The organism is Streptomyces sp. NPDC001137, from assembly GCF_040298885.1.
Taxonomy (GTDB): Bacteria; Actinomycetota; Actinomycetes; order Streptomycetales; family Streptomycetaceae; genus Streptomyces.
On record NZ_JBEPBA010000003.1, the window covers coordinates 181,927 to 202,271 of the forward strand.

Below are 20,345 nucleotides of genomic sequence, written 5' to 3' on the forward strand. Positions count from 1 at the left end.
TGCGTGAGTGATGGATTGTGCGCAACTGAGTATTGGACGAGATCAATCCGGGGATCCTACGGTGCGTCCATGGTTGCCAGCTTCATTTACACCGCAGTCAGGACGCCGTTCGGACGGTTCGGTGGGGCACTCGCCGACGTCCGGCCCGATGACCTCGCCGCCATCGCCGTCTCAGGTGCCCTGGCCAAGGCACCGTCTCTCGACCCGGCCCTGATCGACGACGTGGTGTGGGGCAACGCCAACGGCGCCGGCGAGGACAACCGCAATGTCGGCCGGATGGCCGTCCTGCTGGCGGGCCTGCCCACCTCGGTGCCGGCCACGACCGTCAACCGGCTCTGCGGCTCCTCGCTGGACGCGGCGATCATCGCCTCGCGTGCCATCGAGAGCGGTGACGCCGAGATCGTCCTCACCGGCGGTGTCGAGTCGATGACCCGTGCCCCCTGGGTCCTGCCCAAGCCGTCACGCGCGTTTCCTGCCGGCCATGTGACCGCCGTGTCGACGACCCTGGGCTGGCGGCTGGTCAACGACCGTATGCCCAAGGAGTGGACCGTCTCGCTGGGCGAGGCGAACGAGCAGTTGGCCGACCGCTTCGCCATCGGGCGGGAGCGGCAGGACGAGTTCGCCGCCCGCTCGCACCAGCGCGCGAACGACGCCTGGACCGCGGGTTTCTACGACGACCTGGTCGTTCCGGTCGTACAGGACGGTGAGGTCCGTCTCCGCGCCGACGAGGGCATCCGGCCGGGCTCGACACCGCAGAAGCTGGCCGGGCTCAAGCCGTCGTTCCGTCCCGACGGCGTCATCACCGCGGGCAACGCCTCCCCGCTCAACGACGGTGCGTCCGCCGTGCTGATCGGCTCGGAGAGGGCCTCGCAGCACATCGGTACGGCGCCGCTGGCCCGGATCGCCGGTCGCGGGGTGTCGGCGCTGGATCCGCAGATGTTCGGGTTCGCGCCGGTCGAGGCGGCTGAGCGGGCCCTGAAGCGGGCCGGGATCTCCTGGTCGGACGTGTCGGCGGTCGAGCTCAACGAGGCTTTCGCCGTGCAGTCGTTGGCCTGCGTGGACGCCTGGAAGATCGATCCGGCGCTTGTGAACACCAAGGGCGGCGCCATCGCCATCGGCCATCCGCTGGGCGCCTCGGGGGGCCGGATCCTCGGCACGCTGGCCGCGCGGCTGCGCGAGTCGGGGCAGCGGTGGGGTGTCGCCGCGATCTGTATCGGCGTCGGACAGGCCCTCGCGGTCGTCCTGGAGAACGTGTCGGAGACGAGCCGATGAGCGTTCAGGTGTGCGCGGACGCCGACGAGGCCGTGGCGGGCATCGAGGACGGGGCGACCGTGCTGGTCGGAGGTTTCGGCATGGCCGGGATGCCGGTCGAGCTGATCGACGCGCTCATCCGGCAGGGCGCGAGCGAGCTGACCGTGGTGTCGAACAACGCCGGCAACGGCGACACCGGGCTGGCCGCGCTGCTGGCCAAGGGCCGGGTGCGCAGGATCGTGTGCTCCTTCCCCCGCCAGTCGGACTCGTGGGTCTTCGACCGGCTCTACCGGGAGGGACGGATCGAGTTGGACGTCGTACCGCAGGGCACTCTCGCCGAACGGATACGCGCGGCCGGCGCCGGCATCGGGGCGTTCTTCTCCCCCACGGGTGTCGGTACGCCGCTCGCCGAGGGCCGGGAGACCCGCGAGATAGCCGGCCGCACCTACGTCCTGGAGTACCCCATCAGGGGTGATGTCGCGTTGATCGGCGCGCACCGGGCGGACCGCATGGGCAACCTCGTGTACCGGAAGACCGCCCGCAACTTCGGGCCGGTCATGGCCACCGCCGCCACCACGGTCGTGGCACAGGTCGGCGAGATCGTCGAGGTGGGTGCGATCGACCCGGAGGCCGTGGTGACACCGAGCATCTACGTCGACCGCATCGTACGGACGGGAGGGCCGGCAGCATGAACACGAGCACGGCACCGGTGGAGCACCTCGACCGCGGGCCGCTGGACAGGGGCGAGATGGCCGCCAGGGTCGCGCGTGACATCCCGCACGGCTCCTACGTCAACCTGGGCATCGGCCTGCCGACACGGGTCGCCGACCACCTCCCGCAAGGGTCGGGGGTGGTGCTGCACACCGAGAACGGCATGCTCCACATGGGCCCCGCGGCCGGCCCGGATCTGGCGGACCCCGATCTCACCAACGCGGGGAAGATCCCCGTCACCGAACTGCCCGGAGCGGCCTACTTCCACCACGCCGACTCCTTCGCGATGATGCGCGGCGGGCACCTGGACATCTGTGTGCTGGGCGCGTTCCAGGTCTCGGCCGTCGGTGATCTGGCCAACTGGCACACCGGCGCGCCCGACGCGATCCCCGCCGTCGGCGGCGCGATGGACCTCGCGATCGGCACCAAGAAGGTCTTCGTGATGATGACGCTGTTCGCGAAGGACGGCTCGCCCAAGCTGGTGCCGCAATGCACGTACCCGCTGACCGGGCTGGGCTGCGTCGACCGCGTCTACACCGACCTCGCGACGTTCCGCGTGGGCCCGGAAGGCGCCACCGTCGTGGAGACATTCGGCATCGCCTCTGCGGATCTCGCGGCGCGCCTGGACATTTCGCTTCCGTCGCTACGGCCGGATGCCGCCTGAGGGTCCCGAACAAGGTCACCGGGCGGAGGCCCGCGGCTGCCCCTCGAAGGGCTGTGCGAGCTACCTGGTCTACCCTCTCTACTCGGCCGTGGCGCTCCTCGGCTGGTGCCCTGAAGGAATCGCTGTCAGGAGGATCGTTGGATCACGACGAGCGGGTCGACCGGCCCGGAAGCCACGGCGAACACCGGATGCAGCGTGAGTTGGGCACACTCGACCGCGCGGACCGGTTCTACGACGAGCAGGTACTGGATCGGCTGAACCCGCAGATGCAGGAGTTCGTGGCCCGCCAGGAGATGTTCTTCCTAGCCACGGCGGACAGCCACGGTGAGTGCGACAACACATTCCGGGCCGGACCGCCCGGTTTTCTAGGGGTACTTGACGAGGCCACCCTCGCGTACCCGGAGTACCGCGGGAACGGAGTCATGGCCTCGCTCGGCAACATCCGGGAGAACCCGCACGTCGGCATTCTGATGATCGACTTCTCTCAGGACCGTATCGGCCTGCATGTCAACGGCCGGGCGCAGTTTGTCGCGGACGAGGCGATGCGCCGGAGGCATCCGCATCTGCCGGTAGACCCGGTGCCGGGCCGCCGCCCCCAGATGTGGGTGGAGGTCGAGGTCGAGGAAGCCTACATCCACTGCTCGAAGCACATACCGCGCCTGGTCAAGGCACCGCTGCGGCAGAGCGCGAACGGCGATGCGACCGCCGGCGGTGAGCAGGCCTGGGGCACGGACGACGTCAAGCGCAAGGGCGGCGACTACTTCGGCGCCGCGGCCGAGGCAGGGAGGCGGCTGCCTTCCCGCTGACGAGCGGCCTGCGAGTCCGCTACGGCAACACCCCGGGCATGCCGCTCCGGGGCCCGGGTGCCGTCGGTTGCCACGTTCTGTCTCCCGCCGGGCATCCGAGCGGACGTCGGAGACGTGCGTTTCGTAACGCCCCCGATTCACCGGTCATCCGATCGATCCCGCACACCGCCGCGCGCGCCATGCTCCCAGCATGACTGACACCCCCCGACCCCCTTCCACAGAACCCGAGCGCGCGCCAGAACCGGCCGCCGGCTCGGGCGGCGCGAGCCGTAGAACCGTCATCGCCGCCCTGGGCGGTGCGACCCTCGGAGCGGCCGCTCTGGGGCTCACCTCCGGACAGTCGGCCGTGGCCGCAGGCCGGAACGGCGCTGCCCCGGCCCAGCAGGCCGCCGACTGCGTCCTCACGCCCGAGCAGACCGAGGGGCCGTACTACCTGGATCTGGAGACGGTCCGCAAGGACATCACCGAGGGCAAGTCCGGCGTGCCCCTCACCCTCCGCGTCAAGGTGATCAACACCGCGACGTGCGCCGCGCTGCCCGGCACGGCGGTCGACATCTGGCACTGCGACGCTCTCGGCGTCTACTCCGGCTACGTGGCCGGCGGCTCCACCCCGGACACGACCTTCCTGCGCGGCGTGCAACTGACCGACTCCGGCGGCGTCGCCGAATTCACCACCATCTACCCGGGCTGGTACGTCGGCCGTGCCCTCCACATCCATGTCAAGACGCATGTCGGCGGCACCGTCGCCAACGGCAAGTACCGGGGAGGCCACGTCTCCCACACCGGTCAGCTCTACTTCCCGGAGACGTACAACAGCAGGGTCGCCGCCTTGGCCCCCTACCGGAGCAATACGGCCACGCGCACGCTCAACGCCAGGGACGGCATCTACCGCAACGGCGGGTCCTCCACCCTGCTGACGCTTACGCAGGTCGGCAGCGATCTCGGCAAGGGAGTGACCGGCACCGTCGTGCTCGGCATCGATCCCGACGCCGTGCCCTGACGGTGCCGACGCCCGAGCGGTAGCCGGTCCGCTGCGACGGCGCCGGCTACCGCCGTTGAGCCATCGGCCGCCCATGCATGCCGCCCGGAGTCGCGTATCCCAGTGCGTCGATGACGGATGTGAACCTCGCATCAGGGCATGGGCGGCCGGAATGCGGGGATGACCGGAGCATGACATGTGAGTCGTGCGGTGCGCCGCTGACCGATCGCCCCCGCAGTGGTCGTCCGGCTCGCTACTGCTCCGGCGCATGCAGACAACGGGCGTTCCGGCGACGCTCGGCGCGCCCGGATTCAAGCCGGGCGCAGACCGCCATGTCGGCACCCGCGCAGAGCGCTGCCTCCTCGGCCACCGCGCAGGGCCGCGGCCTGCCACAGGCCCTCGACTCCTTCGTGGGCCGGCGGGCGGAACTGTCGCGGCTGCGTACACTGCTGGGGACGTCGCGGCTGCTGACCCTGACCGGTGCCGGGGGCGTGGGCAAGACGCGGTTGGCGCTGGAGTTCGCCAGGGGCCTGCCCGGCCGCCACGGGCAGGTCGACCTGGTCGAACTCGACGCGCTGCGTGACGGTGCCGCGCTGGCCCAGTCCGTCGCCGCCGCGCTGGCCGTGGGGGAACGGGCCGGACGATCCGGCGTCGACGTCCTGGTCCACGCGATCGGCGACGCCCGTCGGCTGCTGATCCTGGACAACTGCGAGCATCTGGCCGAGCCGTGCGCCCGGCTGATCGCGCGTCTGCTGAGTCACTGCCCTCGGTTACGGATCCTCGCCACCAGCCGGGAGGCCCTGCGGGTGCCCGGGGAGACCGTGCTGCGCGTCGGCGAGCTGTCACTGCCGCCGGCCGACGCCGGGGACGAGCCGGACGTCCTTCTGCGGGCGGACGCCGTCCGGCTGTTCGTCGAACGTGCCTCTGGCTGCTCGCCAGGGTTCACGCTGCATCGCGGAAACGGCGGGACGGTCGCCGAGATCTGCCGCAGACTGGACGGCCTGACGCTCGCCGTCGAACTGGCGGCCCGCCGCGCCGGAACCCTCGCACCGCTCGACATCCTGGCAGGACTGGGCGACCAGATGACCCAGCTGTCCCTCCTGTCGGGCGGGCACAGGACCGGCCCCGGGCGCCACAGCGAGCTGGCCGCCGCGATCGACTGGAGCCACCGCCTGCTCGATCCGGCCGAACAGGCCGTCTTCCGGCGTCTCGCGGTTCTCGTCGGCGGGTTCGACACGGCGGTGGCGCGGGCGGTCTGCGCCGACGAGGCTGTCGCCCCGTCGCGGATACTCGGCATCCTGTGCGCCCTCGAGGCCAAGTCCCTGATCGCACGTCTCCCGGGAGACGCGGCGGGAGACGCGGAGACCGCGCGATTCAGACAGCTGAGCACCATCCGCGCCTACGCCCTGGAGCGCCTGCTCGCATCCGGCGAGTTGCACAGCACCAGGCGCCGGGTCCTCGTATGGCTGAACGGACTGACGGACCGGGTCGACGGCGAGGTGTTCCCCGACCAGGCCGGCAGCCCGCTGGCCGTGGAACGGGACAACCTCGCGGCGGCTCTGGCCGACACCACCGGTCACGACGGCGTCTCACGCCCACGGCTGGAACTGGAACTGGCGCGCGTGCACTACGAGCAGGAACAGCCGTCCGCCGCCCGCGCGTTACTGACGGGACTGCTGCGGGAAGACGGCGTCAGGGCGCTCGGCGGAGCGGTACCGGCGCTCGCGGCGCGCGTGGCCTGCCAGCGGGCCGATCCGGCGCAGGCGCTGGACCTCGGCGAGCAGGCGGTGGCCGTGGAGCGCAGGCGCGATCACCCCGCCGGACTTGCCAACGCCCTGGACGCGCGGGCCGCGGCGCGCCTGTGCCGGGGGGAATTCGACGCGGCCGTAGGCGATCTGCGGGAGTGCCTGGAAGTCGTCGGCACGCTGGGAAGACCCAGGGACACCGCATGGTGCACCCATCACCTGGCCTGGGCGCTGCTCCAAGCGGGCGGGGCGCCGGAGGCCGACACCCTCATGTCCCGCTGCCTGCCCGTGCTCAGAAGCCACGCTCCGTGGAACCAGGTCGCGGCCGCTCTGCACACGGCGGGCGCCGTGCGGCTGGCCCTTGGGCACCTGGAAAGCGCCGAGGCGCTGTTCGGCGAGGTGCTGCGGATCGTCCCCGAAGCCAGTTTTCACGCGCTCTACCCGGTGGAGGGCCTGGCGCTCGTGGCCGCCGAGAGCGGAGACACGCGACGGGCCCTCCTGCTGTACGAGGCCAGCGCGCAGGCACGCCGCCGCCTCGACACCGTCTCCGAGGCACCATGGCGACGGCAGGTGGAACGAACGGTGACCCGTATCAGCACACGCCTGCCGACATCCGCTCGGGACGCGGCCGTCAGCGGCGGCCGTCGGCTGCCCGCGGATCGCCTTGTCGCGTACGCGCTGCGGACAAGGAGCGCCGACCACGGAACGGCGACGCGCGCCGTAGAGGGCGTCGACGGCCGATCGGCGCTCACCGGAAGGGAGTTCATGGTGGCCGAGCTCGTCGCCGATGGGCTGACCAACCGTCAGATAGCCGAGCGGCTCGGTCTTTCGATCCATACGGTCGCCACACACCTGGACAAGGTGCGCGACAAGCTGGGCTTACGGTCACGCACACGGATCGCCCTGTGGGTGGCCACACGGGCCAGGGCCGGAGACACGTCCGCGTGACGCCTCACCGGTGCGGTCGGAACTGACGCAGACGGCAGCGGTGCCGGTCCGCTCGAACGTTGCCGGGCGGGCCGGCGTCGTAGCAGTAGCCGTCTTCGAGGGAGTCGTCATGACCGCCGTACGCTTTCGTCCCCGGGTCCTCTCCGTCTCCGCACTGGTCGGGGCCCTGCTGTGCGCGACCGCCGCATGCGGTTCCGGTGAGCCGCGGGCCGCCACCGCGCCCGTGCGCACGACCTGGCAGGAACCCCAGTCATACGCCTACACGCTGACCTCCACCGCCCAGGTCCTGGCAGGGACCTTCCGGGTCAAGGTCCGCGACGGCAAGGTGACGGAGGCGGTCGGCGTCGACGAGGACAGCCGGCGGCGGGTACGGGAGCTGCCCGGTGAAGTGCCCACGATCGGCGAGCTGTTGAAACGGCTGGCCAAGGCCCGCAGCGACAACGCGCACACCGCGAAGGCGGAGTACGCAACCGACGGGCATCCCCTGCGGATCACCCTGGACTGGGACCAGAACGCCATCGACGACGAAGCCCTGTACGTGATCAGCTCCTACAGGCCGACGCCCGCCTGACTCCTCTCGTCGCCACGTGCGGCGCGGAAATGTCCCGGTCTGCCTCGTCGTCCACCAGACGGGTCGGGCCTCGCGCAATGCGCCCCGGTCGCGCCTCGGTCCGTTCGGACCGGGCTGCACTCCCCCTCAAGCCTGCGGGCGGCTCGGCTGTATCGCGGGCAGCCCGTCCACCGTCGCCGTGAGGACAGACAGCAGTCGGGCGAGTTCTCCCTGGTCGCCCAGGGCGTCGAGGAGCCGGGTCTGGTCGGAGTGGACGCGAAGGGCGGCGCGCTCGTGGAGGATGCGGCCGCGGACGGTCAGGTGGAGCAGGACGCGGCGGCGGTCGCCGGGGTCGGGGCGACGGTAGACCAGGTTGCCGGCGACCATGCGGTCGACCAGCTTGGTCAGACTGGGCGCCGGCATGAGGACGTGCTCGGCGATCTCGGTCATCGGATGGCCCTGCCCGTCCGCGACGGCCGCCAGGACGCGCCACTCCTCCACCGAGCAGCCCTCCTGCGCCAGCACCCCCGCCAAACGCTGCACGAGGCGTCGCTCGGCATGGCTGAGCAGGTGGGCAAGGTCCGGCGAGGAGGATTCGGACGGCATTGCCGGTGTCCTTCCACTAGGTCTACTGTGCGGGCAGATCACGAGCCTCTGCGAGGGCGCCGGGGCCCGGACCGGGATCCGCGCGCCCCATGCCCTCACGGAGGTGATCTGTGCATCCGGTGCCGCCCAGAGGGAACGGCGACACGAGCACGACGCTGGTCGTGGCTCTGGTCGTCCCGTTGCAAGGGCCGGCGGGGGTCTTCGGCCCGTCCTGCGAACTGGCCGCGCAACTGGCCGTGGAAGAGCTCAACGCCGTGGGCGGCGTGCTGGACCGGGAGGTCAGGCTCGTCACGGTGGACGGCGGGGGATCGCCCGAGCAGGTGGCTGCCGAGGTCGAGGCCCTGGTGTCGCTGGGCGCCGTCGACGGAGTGCTGGGCTGGCACACCTCGGCGGTCCGCCAGGCACTGCTGCCACGGATCGCGGGCCGGGTGCCGTACGTCTACACCGCCCAGTACGAGGGCGGCGAGCGCACCCCCGGAGTCTTCCTGACCGGCGAGACCGACGCCGCCCAACTGCTCCCCGCGATGCGGCTGTTGGCCGAGGCGACCGGGGCGCGGCGCTGGTGCACGGTGGGCAACGACTACGTGTGGCCGCGGGTGACCGCTCGTGCCGCGCGACGGTATGCCCGCGCCTGTGGTGGCCGGGTGCGGGACGAGGTCTTCGTGCCGCTGGGGACGCACGAGTTCGGGCCAGTGCTGCGCCGGGTCGAGCGGAGCGAGGCCGACGCGGTGCTGATGCTGCTGATCGGGGACGACGCGGCCCGCTTCAACCGGGCGTTCGCCGCATACGGTCTTCACCAGCGGTGTCTGCGCCTGAGCACCCACATGGACGAGAACATCCTGCTGGCCACCGGCGCCGAGGCCACCGAGGGGCTCTGGGCGGCGGCCGGGTTCTTCGAGACGCTCGCGACCGCGGAGAGCCTGGACTTCAGCGCCCGTTACGCGGCCCGCTTCGGGGTGCAGGCACCCGTCGTGGGGAGCCTCGGCGAGTCCTGCTTCGAAGGGGTACGGCTGCTGGCGGCGCTGGCCGAGCGGACCCGGTCGCTGGACGTCCGGGCGATGTGCGCCGTCGCGGACACGGTGTCCTACGAGGGCCCGCGGGGCCTGCTGCGGCTGGACGGCAACCATCTCGCCCAACGGTTGTATCTGGCCCGGGCGGACGCCTTCGACTTCCACATCGTCGCCCAACTCTGACTCCTCGCCCTCCCGTTGGGGCTGGTCAGCGCACCTCTCAGGCCGCTGTCCCGTGTGGCCGTTGACAATACCCTGCCGCAGAAATACTTTCTACGGGAAGTATCAAGCGAGGCAAGCCGCCATCCATGACGCAGGCCGCGCCGGGCACCGCCCTCCCGCCTTCCCACCCCGGAGGCGCGAGACAGGCACCGACGAACCCCCGCCGGACCGTACGCAATCGCGAAATTCACCCCAACCTCCGTAAACAGCCGTCACCCACCCGGCGCTCGACAGAGAATTGCGCCAGGAATCCGCACGGGACTCTCACCTTTCGTCGCGGACAGCAACAAAGTGACCAGCTCAGAAGGCACATTCAGACACTCCGACCAGCCTTGTTCAATTCCGGATGCCCTATTTTCTACGCGCGTCACACAAAGGGCCCGTCAAAGAACTCCCTTTTAAAGAACGGGAAACGCCCGAGAAACAGAAGGACCCGACTCTTCCCTGGAAACACCCGGAGTCATCCGGGTCGTGGCCCATCGTCCGGAAGAGGGAAGAGTCGTGACGGAGATCGTCGACAAAGAAGCGCCACCGGCGAGTGCGGGCGGACGGACGTACAACAACTGGGCGCAGAACGACACGTTGGAGGACTACTCGCTGCGCTACGCGCCGAAGTCCTTCCGCCGCTGGACCCCCTATGTGGTGGCAACCACGGCCCTGGGCGGCATCGCTTACCTCGCCGACTTCGCCATCGGCGGCTCCATCGCCATCTCCAACGGCTTCTCCAGCGCCATGGTGGCCATCCTCGCCGCGGCAGTGGTCATCTTCCTGACCGGCATCCCGATCTCGTACTACTCGGCGAAGTACTCCATCGACATGGACCTGTTGACCCGGGGCGCGGGCTTCGGCTACCTCGGGTCCACGCTCACCTCGGTCATCTACGCCAGCTTCACCTTCATCTTCTTCGCCCTCGAAGGCTCGATCATGGCGCAGGCGCTGGAGCTGGGGCTGCACATCCCGCTCGCCGTCGGCTACTTGATCTGCTCCCTCATCATCCTGCCGCTCGTCATCTACGGCATGACGGCGCTGTCCAAGATGCAGGTGTGGACGCAGCCGGTCTGGCTGGTGCTGATGGTCGCGCCGTTCGTGTCCATCGCCATCCAGGAGCCGGGCAAGTTCTCGCAGTTCACACACTTCGCCGGCAACTCCCCCACCGGCTCCGGCATCAGCATGCTCGGCATCGGCGCGGGCGCAGGCGTGGCGCTGTCCCTGATCGCGCAGATCGGCGAGCAGGTCGACTACCTGCGGTTCATGCCCGACAAGACACCCGAGAACAGCAGGAAGTGGTGGGGCGCGGTGCTCTCGGCCGGCCCGGGCTGGGTGGTACTCGGCGCGGCCAAGCAGATCGGCGGGGCCTTCCTCGCCTTCTACATCGCCGGCAGTGTGGGCCTGTCCAAGGCCAACGAGCCCATCCAGCAGTACGTGCACGGCTTCAAGACCTTCGCCGCGCCCGTGGCCCTGGGCCTGGCCACGTTCTTCGTGATCCTCTCCCAGATAAAGATCAACTCGACGAACGCCTACTCGGGTTCGCTGTCCTGGTCGAACTTCTTCTCCCGGCTGACCCACCGTCACCCCGGCCGGGTCGTCTACATCTTCCTCAATGTGGGGATCGCCCTGGCCCTGATGGAGGGCGGCGTCTTCGGCTTCCTCAACACGGTGCTCGGCTTCTACTCCAACGTCGCCATCGCCTGGATCGGCGCGGTCGTCGCCGACCTCGTCATCAACAAGCCGCTGAAGCTCAGCCCCTCGTACATCGAGTTCAAGCGCGCCCACCTCCACAACTTCAACCCTGTCGGCTTCGGTTCGATGCTCATCGCCTCGGCCGTCTCCATCGCCGCGTACTTCAACGCCTTCGGCGACTACGGCAAGGCGTACTCCCCGTTCATCGCCCTGTTCCTGGCCATGGTGCTCTCGCCGCTCTTCGCGGTGCTGACCAAGGGCAAGTACTACATCGCCCGGGTCGACGACCTGGAGGAGCCGCTGCTCGGCGCCGACGGCCTGCCGTCGGCGGTCACGCTCACCTGCACCGTGTGCACCACCGACTTCGAGCGGCCCGACGTGGCCAACTGCTCCTTCCACTCCGGGCCCATCTGCTCCCTGTGCTGCAGCCTGGAGAAGGACTGCCACGACTCCTGCAAGAGCGGCGCCGGTACCGGACCAGTCGTACTCGCCATGCCGACCGTCCGATCCGCGGACTGACCCCACCCGCACATCCATGGGTGATCGGCTCCGGCCCGCGTCCTTCGACGCGGGCCGGAGCCGATGCCGGCTGTCCTTCGGGCGGTGGGTCCCCGCCCTGGCCTGCGCACCACCGCCACCCGCGAACTGCCCGGAAACCCTGCCCCCCGTACAAGTCGGAGCCGAGGGCCGTTCAGTTCCCGGCCATCCCGGCGATATCGAGGCACCGGAAGCGCGGGAGGAGCACGAGCGCGCGCAGGCCATCGACCGCGCCCCCACCCGGGGCGGGGGCGCGCGTCCGGCCGCGTCGCGCCGGGTATCCCTCGGGCAGTCCCTGCGGCCGGCGGTTTCGGACACCGATGCGCCGCGACCCCACATTCACGGAGGTGGAGCAGCATGCCCGAGACCAACGGACTGGAGCCCGTGGCGACCTTCTGCGGCAACTGCGACTGCGGTTGTCCCCAACTGTTCGTCGACCCGAACGCCCCCGCCGAACAGCGAATCACCCTGACCGACGACTTCGGCCAGCGTGTGCAGATGAGCGCTGACCAGTTCTCCCACCTGGTCTCCGACGCCAAGGCCGGCAAGCTCGACGGCATCGCCGTGGCCTGATCCCCGGCCACCGCGACTCCGGTTGTCGTCGGCCCCCGGTGATCGCCGGCGACCACCATCACGAACTACGCACAGGTCCCACGCACAGCTCACCGCGGCACCCGCCGCCGGCGGAGGGCGACTTAACGGTGGCCGAACGGCGTAGCGATGCCGCGGCAAACGGCGGGGCCCAACTTACCTGTACATGACGACGGGTCGGCTCAGGTCCGCACGGCCGGTGATCACGACTCGGGTCCGGCGGCTGGTCCGGTCCCTGGTGGTGTGCGCTGCGGTGTCGGCGGTTTCCCTCGCAGGTGCCGCAAACGCCTCGGCGCATGCCGCCCTGCTGTCGACGCGCATCACGTTGACCTTGGGCGAGGGAGTGGGGATCGCCGACGACTCGATCCAGGTCTTCGGCCCGAGCGGCAGCCGTGTGGACGACGGCCCCCCACAGCACGCCGAGGGCGGCGACGCGATCGTGCGCGTGGCGCTGCGAAGCAGCCGGCCGCACGGGACGTACACCGTGGCGTGGCACGTCGTGTCCGCCGACACGCACCCGGTGGCCGGGGCGTTCCTCTTTTCCGTCGGCGCTGCGTCCGGTCGTGTCACGGCCCCGCGGACCAGGTCGCCGAACACCGTACAGACCACCGCCATCGACGAGGTCACCCGGACCAGGACGGTGCGGATCCCCGGAGAGGGACGGTAAACCTTGGCCCACGTCGTCCCGCTCACGGAGCATTCCCGCCGCCACAGACCCGCAACTCGCCCATGCCCCGGGGAAGTTCACCACCCGGCGTCGGGGGCACTACGGAGCCTGCGGGCCGCCGTCTTCGCCGCGGTGTGCGTGACGCTCGCGGCGGCCGGACACAGCCTCGCGGGACATCCGGCCCCTGCCTTGTGGGCCGAGGGCGTCGCCTTCGCCACGGTCTTCGCCCTCGGCTGCCCGCTAGCGGGCCACGAGCGGTCGCTGACCGGGATCTGCCCCGCCATGGCCGCGGTCCAGGTCGGCCTGCACATGTTCTTCGACGCCACGTCCCTTCACACCGGGCCCGCCACACCTGGTGCACCCGGCTCCATGACGGCGTCCGTGATGACGCAGCACGGAGCCGACGGACGGGCGATGACGGCGCACGCCGCGGCGGCACTGGTGGCCGCCTGGTGGCTGCGGTGCGGTGAGGCGGCCGTGTGGTCGCTTCTGCGACAAGTTGCCACGCTGGCCCGCGGTTCCGGCCTCCGGTGGCCGGTGACCGTCGCCCTCGCCGAGCCGCCGTCCCACGCCGTCGTCCGGGGGCGTGACGCGCGGCAGCGGTGCATGCGGCAGCTCCTGCTGCGGCATGCCGTGACCCGCCGGGGACCTCCTGCGAGGGGGCCGGTCACGGCCCGCCCCGGTGAGCCGTCCTGGTACGGCTCCTTCACCCGCCCCGGCCACGAACGGCGGCCCCCTCGAGTTCTCCTGCTCCCGCTGCTACGACACCTGGCGGTCGCCCTTCGAGCCGTACGTCATCGGCACGCCGCTGATCTGCACCGTCCGGTAGAGGCTGACCTTGCGCAGGTCCTGGACTGGTCGGCGGTGGAGGCGTTGGCCGCTTCGGCTGACGTCCTTCTCCGGCCTGGGCAGGCACAGGTGCAGGCCGTTCAGCGTCGCGCGTCGTAGGGGCGATGGTGCAGGCGGGCGGCCAGGACGGCCACGTCGTCCTCGGCGTGGCCGGCGTCGAGGCGGGTGAGCATGGTGTCGAGGACGTCCTCGACACCCGCGCCGCCTTCGATCCCGACGCCCGACAGCCGGGCCAAGGACTGATCGATGTCCTCGCCGCGACGCTCGACGAGCCCGTCCGTGAAGAGCATCAGCGTCTGGGACGACTCCAGTCGGTAGGTGGCCGATTCGTAGCCCCCCAGGCCGGTGCCCAGGGGCGGGCCGACAGGAATCGGCAACAGGGCGGTACGACCCTGTCCGTCGATGACGGCTGGGGGCAGGTGTCCGGCGCTGGCCAGGGTCACCTGGCCGCGGTTGGGATCGAGGCGCGCGATCAGGCAGGTGGCCGGTCGGCGGTCCGGCTCCCTGGAGGCGATGTCGTCGAGCTGGCGCAGGACGCGGTGAGGTGGCAGGTCGGCGGAGGCGATGTAGCGCAGGGAGGAGCGGTAGGCGGTCATGTCGACGGCCGCCTCCAAGCCGTGTCCCATGACGTCGCCGACGATGAGCAGGGTCCGGCCGAAGTGCAGCCGGACGGTCTCGCACCAGTCGCCGCCGACCACGGCGCTCTGGCCGACCGGCAGGTAGCGGATGGCGACGTCCAGGTTGGGGTGCGGGCGGCCGGGGTCCGCCAGCAGGGCGCGCTGCAGCTTGCCGACGATGCCGCTGACCTGGTCGTGCTCCCGGGCGTGCCGGATGTGGGAGGCGGCGTGCTCGGCGAGAAAGGCGAGGAATGCCGCCTCCAGGCCGGTGAAGGGTGCGCCGTCCCGGGCGCACACAAGCGTGCCGTAGAGGTGCCCGTTGGTGGCCAGTCGCACGCACAAGGCGGGGCCGGGCCCCTCCGGCGCCGGGCAAGCAGCCCTGTTCTCCTCCAGCCCCGGCGCCTCCTGTGTCGCAGGGGCGGCCCACCGGGCATCAGGCAGGACGGCCGGGTTCCCGCTGACGGCTTCGTATGCGACGCCGGTCTGCGTTCTCGGCCGCAGCAGTGCCGCCGTTCCGCCCGTCTGCCTGGCGGCCTCACGAGTCAGCTCCCCGCACGTGGTGCCTTCGTCCAGCGTGGTGCCGATCCGAGCCGCCGCCGTGCGCAGCGCGGCCAGCTGCGATGACACGCCGAGATCCTGGGCGGGCAGGACCGGGTGCGCGACAGGCTCCTCCGCCGCCGGTTTTCGAAGCGAGTGGAACCATCCCACGACACCGAACACCCTAAAAAGGAATAAACAGACATAAGAAAGCTACCTGACGCCGAACGCCCGCACGGACCGCGCGCGGGCCGGCGCCCAGCAGTGGACGCAGGAGACGACCTCAGGCATGCGAGGTCGGCAGACTCACGGTGACCAGGGCTCCACCCGTCGGCCGGTTGGCCAGGGTCACACGGCCGCCATGGGATTCGGCGATCATCCCTACGACGAACAGGCCGAGCCCGGCGGCCCGCACACCGGGGAGCCGGTCCGGTGGTGGACCGGCGAGCACGGCGCGCGGGAACCCTTGACCCTGATCGTGCACGCGCAGGTACATCACGCCATCGGCGCGGTCGGCGCCCAGGGTGATACGGCCCGGGCCCGAGGGCCCTGAGTGTCGCAGGGCGTTGTCCAGGAGGTTGTGCAGGACCTGGCGCAGGCGAACCGGATCGAGGTCGGCCGTCGCTTCGGGGAGGCCGGCAGGTTCTACGGCGATGGTCGCTCCCTGGGCGATGGCACGGGTCCGGAACGCGTCGGCCGCGTGGGTGAGCAGCGGCTCGAGCGATACGGGCTCGCGACGCAGCGGGAGTCGGCCTCCTCGGGTACGGGCGAGGACGAGGAGATCCTCGGCGAGACCGACCAGCCGGTCGGTCTCGGCGGTGGCCGACCGTACGGCGGCTTCCAGCTCGGCCCGGTCGCGCGGACGTGCCGTGGCCAGTTCGAGCTGGGCCCTGAGCAGCGCCAGGGGCGTGCGCAGTTCGTGTCCGGCCAGGTCGACGAAGCGGTGCTCGCGCTCCAGGGCCTCCTGGAGGCGGGCGAGCATGGCGTTGAGCGTGTCCGTGAGCCGGGCGAGTTCGTCCCGGGCCGGCGGAACGGTCAGCCGCCGCTCGGGCTCGGTCTCGGAGATCGCGGCAGCCTCCCGGCGGATGCGCTCGACCGGGCGCAGCGCGGCGCCCGCCAGCAGCCATCCGGCGTACGAGGACGCGAACAGGGCGAGCGGACCGCCGGCGAGCAGCAGGAGCAGAAGTTGGTGCAGGGCCTCCGCGCGGTCGCCGAGCGGTGCACCGACCACGAGGACGGCGGGCTGAGGGACCGGACCCGGCAGCCGGACCGGCACGGCGAGGAGCCGGGCCGGATCGTCGACACCCACGACTCGGCGGTCGAGGGAGACCGGCTTGTTGACGGCGCGGGTGGTGCCCGGCGGCAGCATCGGCGCCGCCGCGACGGCGGGGGTCGTCGCCACCACGTCGCCGCTCGGCGACAGGATCTGGCCGAACGACTCGTCGGGGTCGATGAGCCCGCGTCCCGCGTCCAGCGGCGCCCGTTCACGCTGGGTCAGCGAGCTGACCGAGGCCGCTGCCCGTGCGCGCAGGTCCAGGTCGATGGCGCGGGTCAGCTCCGTACCCATCCGGGTGTAGAGGAAGGCGCCCAGCGCAGCCATCACCGCCGCCATCCCCAGGCAGAACGCGAGGGTCAGCCGGAGCCGGACGGGCAGCCTAGAGAACGCCCTGAGCATGGCCGGCCTGCTTCGCGCGGGCTGTCCGGTCGGCCGAATCGTCGCGCAGCCAGTAGCCGGCGCCACGGGATGTGCGCAGGGACTGCGTTCCGAAGGGCCGGTCGATCTTCTGCCGGAGATAGCCGACGTACACCTCCACGACATTCGAGTCCGCGTCGAAGGTGAAGTCCCAGACGTGCTCGATCAGTTCGGACTTGGAGAGCACCTGGCCGGGCCGCCGCATCAGGCATTCCAGCAGGGCGAACTCCTTGGCCGTCAAGGTGATCGGCCTGCCGTCGCGGACCACTGAGCGGGTCGCCGGGTCGAGGCTGAGATCGCCCACGGTCAGCACGGCGGGCCGCTCGCGGGCGCCACGGCGTATCAGGGCGCGCAGCCGGGACAGCAGCTCGGCGAGCGCGAAGGGCTTGACGAGGTAGTCGTCCGCGCCCAGGTCGAGGCCCCGTACACGGTCCTCGACGGCATCGCGTGCGGTGAGCAGCAGCACGGGCGCCCACGAGCCGGCGGCGCGCATCTCGCGCAGCACGCCGAATCCGTTCTTGCCCGGCAGCATCACGTCCAGGACGATCGCGTCGTAGTCGCTCTCCCCCGTGTACCAGAGGCCGTCCTCGCCGGTGGGGGCCACGTCGACCGCGAAGCCGTTCTCCACGAGGCAGCGCCGCAGCAGCTCCGCCATGAGGGCTTCGTCCTCGACCACGAGAATCCGCATGGCGCCTCCTCGGACAGGCCCTGCTGCGTCCAGCGTAGTGCGCGTGGATAAGAGGACGCTGAGCCGACGAGGTGAGGCGCGTGGCCCGTTTCAGGATCCCCTTAGCCCCGGGCGAGCAGGCTGGAAGCCCACCGCCCGACCAGGGAGTCGCCATGATCCGCATATCCACGGGCCGCTCCGACGCGGCGCACACGGCGCTGGCTCTCACCGTCGTCGGCTGCGCGGCCGTACTCGTCACGACGGCTTGTTCGCCGAGTTCGAGTCCGCACCACCAGGCGACGGCGGCCACCCCGTCTCCCCACAGTTTCTCGGCGACCGTCGACAACCCGTGGTTCCCCCTCACCCCGGGACGGACCCTGGTGTACAGCGGCGTCAAGGACGGTGCGAAGTCCACCGAGTACCTCACCAGCAGCCGGGAAACCCAGAAGATCACCGGCATCCCCTGCCGTGTCGTACTGGACCGCCTCTATATCGGCCGCACGCTTCACGAGGCCACGCGCGACTACTACGCCCAGGACGCCACCGGGAACGTCTGGTACTTCGGCGAGGACACCGCCGAACTCGATGCCCAGGGCAACATGGTCTCCACCGAGGGAACCTGGCACGCCGGCCAGAATGGCGCCCGGCCCGGCATCTTCCTCCCCGCCCACCCCGTGCCCGGGGCCGGCGGGCAGCAGGAGTACTACCCCGGCCAGGCCGAGGACCACTTCCAGGTCCTGAATCTCACCTCCCGCGTGTCCGTCCCCTACAAGAACTTCTCGGGCACCCTCCGCACCAAGGAATGGACACCACTGGAGCCCGGCGTCGTCGACAACAAGTACTACGTCAAGGGCATCGGCACGGTGAAGGAGATCACCGTGAAGGGCGGTCCCTTCGAAGAGAACGTGCTGGTCGCGGTCAGGGGTTAGGGGCGCGGGAGCACCTGGCGAAGGAGGGGGGACCCGGGGTTCTGCTGGCCGGCCCGACGTGGTGACGATAGAAAAAAGGCCTGCGCCGACAGCGTTCTGCACGCCGTCACCCGCCAGCCCGCGATGCCACACAGGAGTGCGCCATGGGAACGTACGAGGATGTCTTCCGCTCCAGTACCGAAGACCCGGAAGCCTTCTGGCTGAGGGCCGCGGAGGGCATCGACTGGGATGTCGCCCCGCAACGCGCCCTGGACTCCTCCGGTGCGCCCTTCTACCGCTGGTTTCCCGACGGGCGGCTCAACGTCTGTTTCAACGCGCTCGACCGGCACGTCGAGGCCGGCCTGGGCGACCAGCCCGCTCTCGTCCACGACTCCCCCGTGACCGGCACGCGGCGTAGCTACACCTACGCGCAGCTGAGGGACGAGGTGGCGGCCTTCGCCGGAGGCCTGACGCGGCTCGGGGTGGGGCACGGCGACCGGGTGGTCATCTATATGCCGATGATCCCCGAGGCGGCCATCGCCATGCTGGCCTGCGCCCGCATCGGTGCCATCCACTCGGTCGTCTTCGGCGGGTTCGCGCCGCCGGAACTCGCCGTCCGCATCGACGACGCCACCCCGAAGGTGATCGTCTCCGCCTCCTGCGGCATCGAGGGCAAGCGGGTCATCGCGTACAAGCCGCTGCTGGACCGTGCGATCGAACTCGCCGGGCACCGGCCGGAGAAACGCGTGATCGTGCAACGGCCGCAGGAGCGGGCCGAGTTGGGGCCGGACGACCTCGACTGGGCCGACCTGGTCGCCACCGCGACGCCTGTCGACTGTCTGCCGGTGGCCGCGACGGACCCGCTCTACATCCTCTACACGTCCGGGACGACGGGAAAGCCCAAGGGGGTCGTCCGCGACTGCGGCGGCTACGCGGTGGCCCTGCACTGGTCGATGGGTGCCGTGTACGACATCGGCCGGGGCGAGACCATGTTCACCGGCTCCGACGTGGGCTGGGTGGTCGGGCACTCGTACATCGTCTACGGCCCGCTGCTGGCCGGCGCCACGACCGTCCTGTACGAGGGCAAGCCGGTCGGCACACCGGACGCGGGCCAGTTCTGGCGGGTCGCCGCCGAGTACGGCGTCAAGACCATGGTCACCGCGCCGACTGCCTTCCGGGCGATCAGGAAGGAGGACCCCAAGGGCGCCCTCGCCGCGGAGTACGACCTGTCCCGCCTGCGCTATCTCTTCCTCGCCGGCGAGCGCCTCGACCCCGAGACCTACCACTGGGCGAGCGCCCTCCTCGACATCCCGGTGATCGACCACTGGTGGCAGACGGAGACCGGCTGGCCCATCGTCGCCAACCCGGTCGGCATCGAGGCCGCCCCGGTCAAACCCGGCTCGCCCACCCGCGCGCTGCCGGGCTGGGACGTCCGCGTACTGGACCCCTCCGGACAGCCCGCGCCGCCCGGCGTCGACGGCGCGATCGTCGTCAAACTCCCCCTGCCTCCGGGGGCGTTGCCCACCCTCTGGAACGACGACGCGCGCTTCATCGGCTCCTACCTCTCAGCCTTCGACGGCTACTACCTCACCGGCGACAGCGGGCACATCGACGCCGACGGCTATGTCTTCGTCATGGGCCGCACCGACGACGTCATCAACGTCGCCGGACACCGGCTGTCCACCGGCAGCATGGAAGAGGTCCTGGCCACCCATCCCGATGTCGCCGAATGCGCCGTCATCGGCGTCGCCGACGACCTCAAGGGACAGATTCCGCGCGGTCTCGTCGTCCTGAAGGCGGGCACCGTCCGCGAACCGGCCGACGTAGAGGCCGAACTCGTCCAGCTGGTGCGCGAACGCATCGGCGCCGTCGCCTCCCTGAAGGACGTCGCCGTCGTGCCGGCCCTGCCCAAGACCCGCTCCGGGAAGATCCTGCGCAAGACCATGCGCGGCATCGCCGACGGCCTGGACGAGCCCATCCCCTCCACGGTGGACGACCCCAGCGTCATCGAGGACCTGCGCCCTGTGCTGCGCCGCGGCCCCGGTCACCACGTGTGAGCAATGCCCCCCGCCGACGGGCCGGATCCGTGACGCGGGCCCGTCCGTGG

18 protein-coding genes are annotated in these 20,345 nt (G+C 70.7%); 14 read left to right on the forward strand and 4 right to left on the reverse strand.

Annotated features, from left to right (window positions below):
* Positions 1–69: 69 nt before the first annotated feature.
* The 7 genes from ABT254_RS06810 (at position 70) to ABT254_RS06840 (ending at position 7,675) form a co-directional block, all read left to right on the forward strand.
* A complete protein-coding gene (locus ABT254_RS06810; protein WP_351464582.1) occupies positions 70–1,272 on the forward strand; it encodes a thiolase family protein in 1,203 nt (400 codons plus the stop codon).
* On the forward strand, positions 1,269–1,943 hold the full coding sequence (locus ABT254_RS06815) for a 3-oxoacid CoA-transferase subunit A (protein ID WP_351464585.1): 675 nt from the start codon (positions 1,269–1,271) through the stop codon (positions 1,941–1,943). The genes ABT254_RS06810 and ABT254_RS06815 overlap by 4 nt, the downstream gene beginning before the upstream one ends.
* On the forward strand, positions 1,940–2,626 hold the full coding sequence (locus tag ABT254_RS06820) for a 3-oxoacid CoA-transferase subunit B (protein ID WP_351464588.1): 687 nt from the start codon (positions 1,940–1,942) through the stop codon (positions 2,624–2,626). Before ABT254_RS06815 ends, ABT254_RS06820 begins: the two co-directional genes overlap by 4 nt.
* 137 nt (positions 2,627–2,763) lie before the next feature.
* A complete protein-coding gene (locus ABT254_RS06825; RefSeq protein WP_351464591.1) occupies positions 2,764–3,432 on the forward strand; it encodes a pyridoxamine 5'-phosphate oxidase family protein in 669 nt (222 codons plus the stop codon).
* Between the two features lie 190 nt (positions 3,433–3,622).
* Positions 3,623–4,432 (forward strand): intradiol ring-cleavage dioxygenase, encoded by an 810-nt coding sequence (locus ABT254_RS06830; protein ID WP_351464593.1) that lies wholly within the window; start codon positions 3,623–3,625, stop codon positions 4,430–4,432.
* Between the two features lie 311 nt (positions 4,433–4,743).
* Positions 4,744–7,104 (forward strand): ATP-binding protein, encoded by a 2,361-nt coding sequence (locus ABT254_RS06835; protein ID WP_351464596.1) that lies wholly within the window; start codon positions 4,744–4,746, stop codon positions 7,102–7,104.
* A 109-nt stretch (positions 7,105–7,213) separates the two neighbouring features.
* The gene (locus ABT254_RS06840) at positions 7,214–7,675 is read left to right on the forward strand and encodes a DUF6174 domain-containing protein (RefSeq protein WP_351464599.1); all 462 of its coding nucleotides are present in this window, start codon (positions 7,214–7,216) and stop codon (positions 7,673–7,675) included.
* Between the two features lie 126 nt (positions 7,676–7,801).
* Here the strand turns inward: ABT254_RS06840 and ABT254_RS06845 are convergent, their stop codons facing one another.
* Positions 7,802–8,260: a MarR family winged helix-turn-helix transcriptional regulator gene (locus ABT254_RS06845; protein ID WP_351464601.1), complete on the reverse strand. Its 459-nt coding sequence runs from the start codon at positions 8,258–8,260 to the stop codon at positions 7,802–7,804.
* A gap of 110 nt (positions 8,261–8,370) precedes the next feature.
* Here ABT254_RS06845 and ABT254_RS06850 point away from each other — a divergent pair, with 110 nt between their 5' ends.
* The 5 genes from ABT254_RS06850 to ABT254_RS06870 all read left to right on the forward strand — a co-directional run bounded on the left by ABT254_RS06850 (position 8,371) and on the right by ABT254_RS06870 (position 13,915).
* Complete coding sequence (locus ABT254_RS06850; protein WP_351464604.1) at positions 8,371–9,453, forward strand: substrate-binding domain-containing protein; 1,083 nt, start codon at positions 8,371–8,373, stop codon at positions 9,451–9,453.
* A 540-nt stretch (positions 9,454–9,993) separates the two neighbouring features.
* Positions 9,994–11,691: a purine-cytosine permease family protein gene (locus tag ABT254_RS06855; RefSeq protein WP_351464607.1), complete on the forward strand. Its 1,698-nt coding sequence runs from the start codon at positions 9,994–9,996 to the stop codon at positions 11,689–11,691.
* A gap of 375 nt (positions 11,692–12,066) precedes the next feature.
* Entirely contained in the window at positions 12,067–12,282 is a 216-nt protein-coding gene (locus ABT254_RS06860; protein WP_351464609.1) for a hypothetical protein, read from the forward strand.
* A 217-nt stretch (positions 12,283–12,499) separates the two neighbouring features.
* Entirely contained in the window at positions 12,500–12,967 is a 468-nt protein-coding gene (locus ABT254_RS06865; RefSeq protein WP_351464611.1) for a copper resistance CopC family protein, read from the forward strand.
* 138 nt (positions 12,968–13,105) lie between these two features.
* Positions 13,106–13,915 (forward strand): hypothetical protein, encoded by an 810-nt coding sequence (locus ABT254_RS06870; protein WP_351464614.1) that lies wholly within the window; start codon positions 13,106–13,108, stop codon positions 13,913–13,915.
* Here the strand turns inward: ABT254_RS06870 and ABT254_RS06875 are convergent.
* The 3 genes from ABT254_RS06875 to ABT254_RS06885 all read right to left on the reverse strand — a co-directional run bounded on the left by ABT254_RS06875 (position 13,897) and on the right by ABT254_RS06885 (position 17,351).
* A complete protein-coding gene (locus ABT254_RS06875) occupies positions 13,897–15,060 on the reverse strand; it encodes a PP2C family protein-serine/threonine phosphatase (RefSeq protein WP_351464617.1) in 1,164 nt (387 codons plus the stop codon). The genes ABT254_RS06870 and ABT254_RS06875 overlap by 19 nt on opposite strands.
* A 193-nt stretch (positions 15,061–15,253) precedes the next feature.
* Positions 15,254–16,645 carry a sensor histidine kinase gene (locus tag ABT254_RS06880; protein WP_351464619.1) on the reverse strand — a complete coding sequence of 464 codons (1,392 nt, stop codon included), beginning with the start codon at positions 16,643–16,645 and terminating at the stop codon, positions 15,254–15,256.
* A complete protein-coding gene (locus ABT254_RS06885) occupies positions 16,626–17,351 on the reverse strand; it encodes a response regulator transcription factor (protein ID WP_351464622.1) in 726 nt (241 codons plus the stop codon). Before ABT254_RS06885 ends, ABT254_RS06880 begins: the two co-directional genes overlap by 20 nt.
* A gap of 152 nt (positions 17,352–17,503) precedes the next feature.
* Between ABT254_RS06885 and ABT254_RS06890 the strand changes: the two genes are divergently transcribed.
* Entirely contained in the window at positions 17,504–18,259 is a 756-nt protein-coding gene (locus ABT254_RS06890; protein WP_351464624.1) for a hypothetical protein, read from the forward strand.
* A 143-nt stretch (positions 18,260–18,402) separates the two neighbouring features.
* Entirely contained in the window at positions 18,403–20,295 is a 1,893-nt protein-coding gene (locus ABT254_RS06895; protein WP_351464627.1) for a propionyl-CoA synthetase, read from the forward strand.
* The last annotated feature ends 50 nt before the right edge of the window (positions 20,296–20,345 follow it).

Bases quoted from the DNA above. Each gene is read 5' to 3' on its own strand.
- ABT254_RS06835 (WP_351464596.1), top strand. From the start codon at position 4,744: ATGTCGGCACCCGCGCAGAGCGCTGCCTCCTCGGCCACCGCGCAGGGC.
- ABT254_RS06840 (WP_351464599.1), top strand. From the start codon at position 7,214: ATGACCGCCGTACGCTTTCGTCCCCGGGTCCTCTCCGTCTCCGCACTG.
- ABT254_RS06885 (WP_351464622.1), bottom strand. From the start codon at position 17,351: ATGCGGATTCTCGTGGTCGAGGACGAAGCCCTCATGGCGGAGCTGCTG.
- ABT254_RS06860 (WP_351464609.1), top strand. From the start codon at position 12,067: ATGCCCGAGACCAACGGACTGGAGCCCGTGGCGACCTTCTGCGGCAAC.
- ABT254_RS06880 (WP_351464619.1), bottom strand. From the start codon at position 16,645: ATGCTCAGGGCGTTCTCTAGGCTGCCCGTCCGGCTCCGGCTGACCCTC.
- ABT254_RS06895 (WP_351464627.1), top strand. From the start codon at position 18,403: ATGGGAACGTACGAGGATGTCTTCCGCTCCAGTACCGAAGACCCGGAA.
- ABT254_RS06830 (WP_351464593.1), top strand. From the start codon at position 3,623: ATGACTGACACCCCCCGACCCCCTTCCACAGAACCCGAGCGCGCGCCA.
- ABT254_RS06890 (WP_351464624.1), top strand. From the start codon at position 17,504: ATGATCCGCATATCCACGGGCCGCTCCGACGCGGCGCACACGGCGCTG.
- ABT254_RS06810 (WP_351464582.1), top strand. From the start codon at position 70: ATGGTTGCCAGCTTCATTTACACCGCAGTCAGGACGCCGTTCGGACGG.
- ABT254_RS06820 (WP_351464588.1), top strand. From the start codon at position 1,940: ATGAACACGAGCACGGCACCGGTGGAGCACCTCGACCGCGGGCCGCTG.
- ABT254_RS06845 (WP_351464601.1), bottom strand. From the start codon at position 8,260: ATGCCGTCCGAATCCTCCTCGCCGGACCTTGCCCACCTGCTCAGCCAT.
- ABT254_RS06815 (WP_351464585.1), top strand. From the start codon at position 1,269: ATGAGCGTTCAGGTGTGCGCGGACGCCGACGAGGCCGTGGCGGGCATC.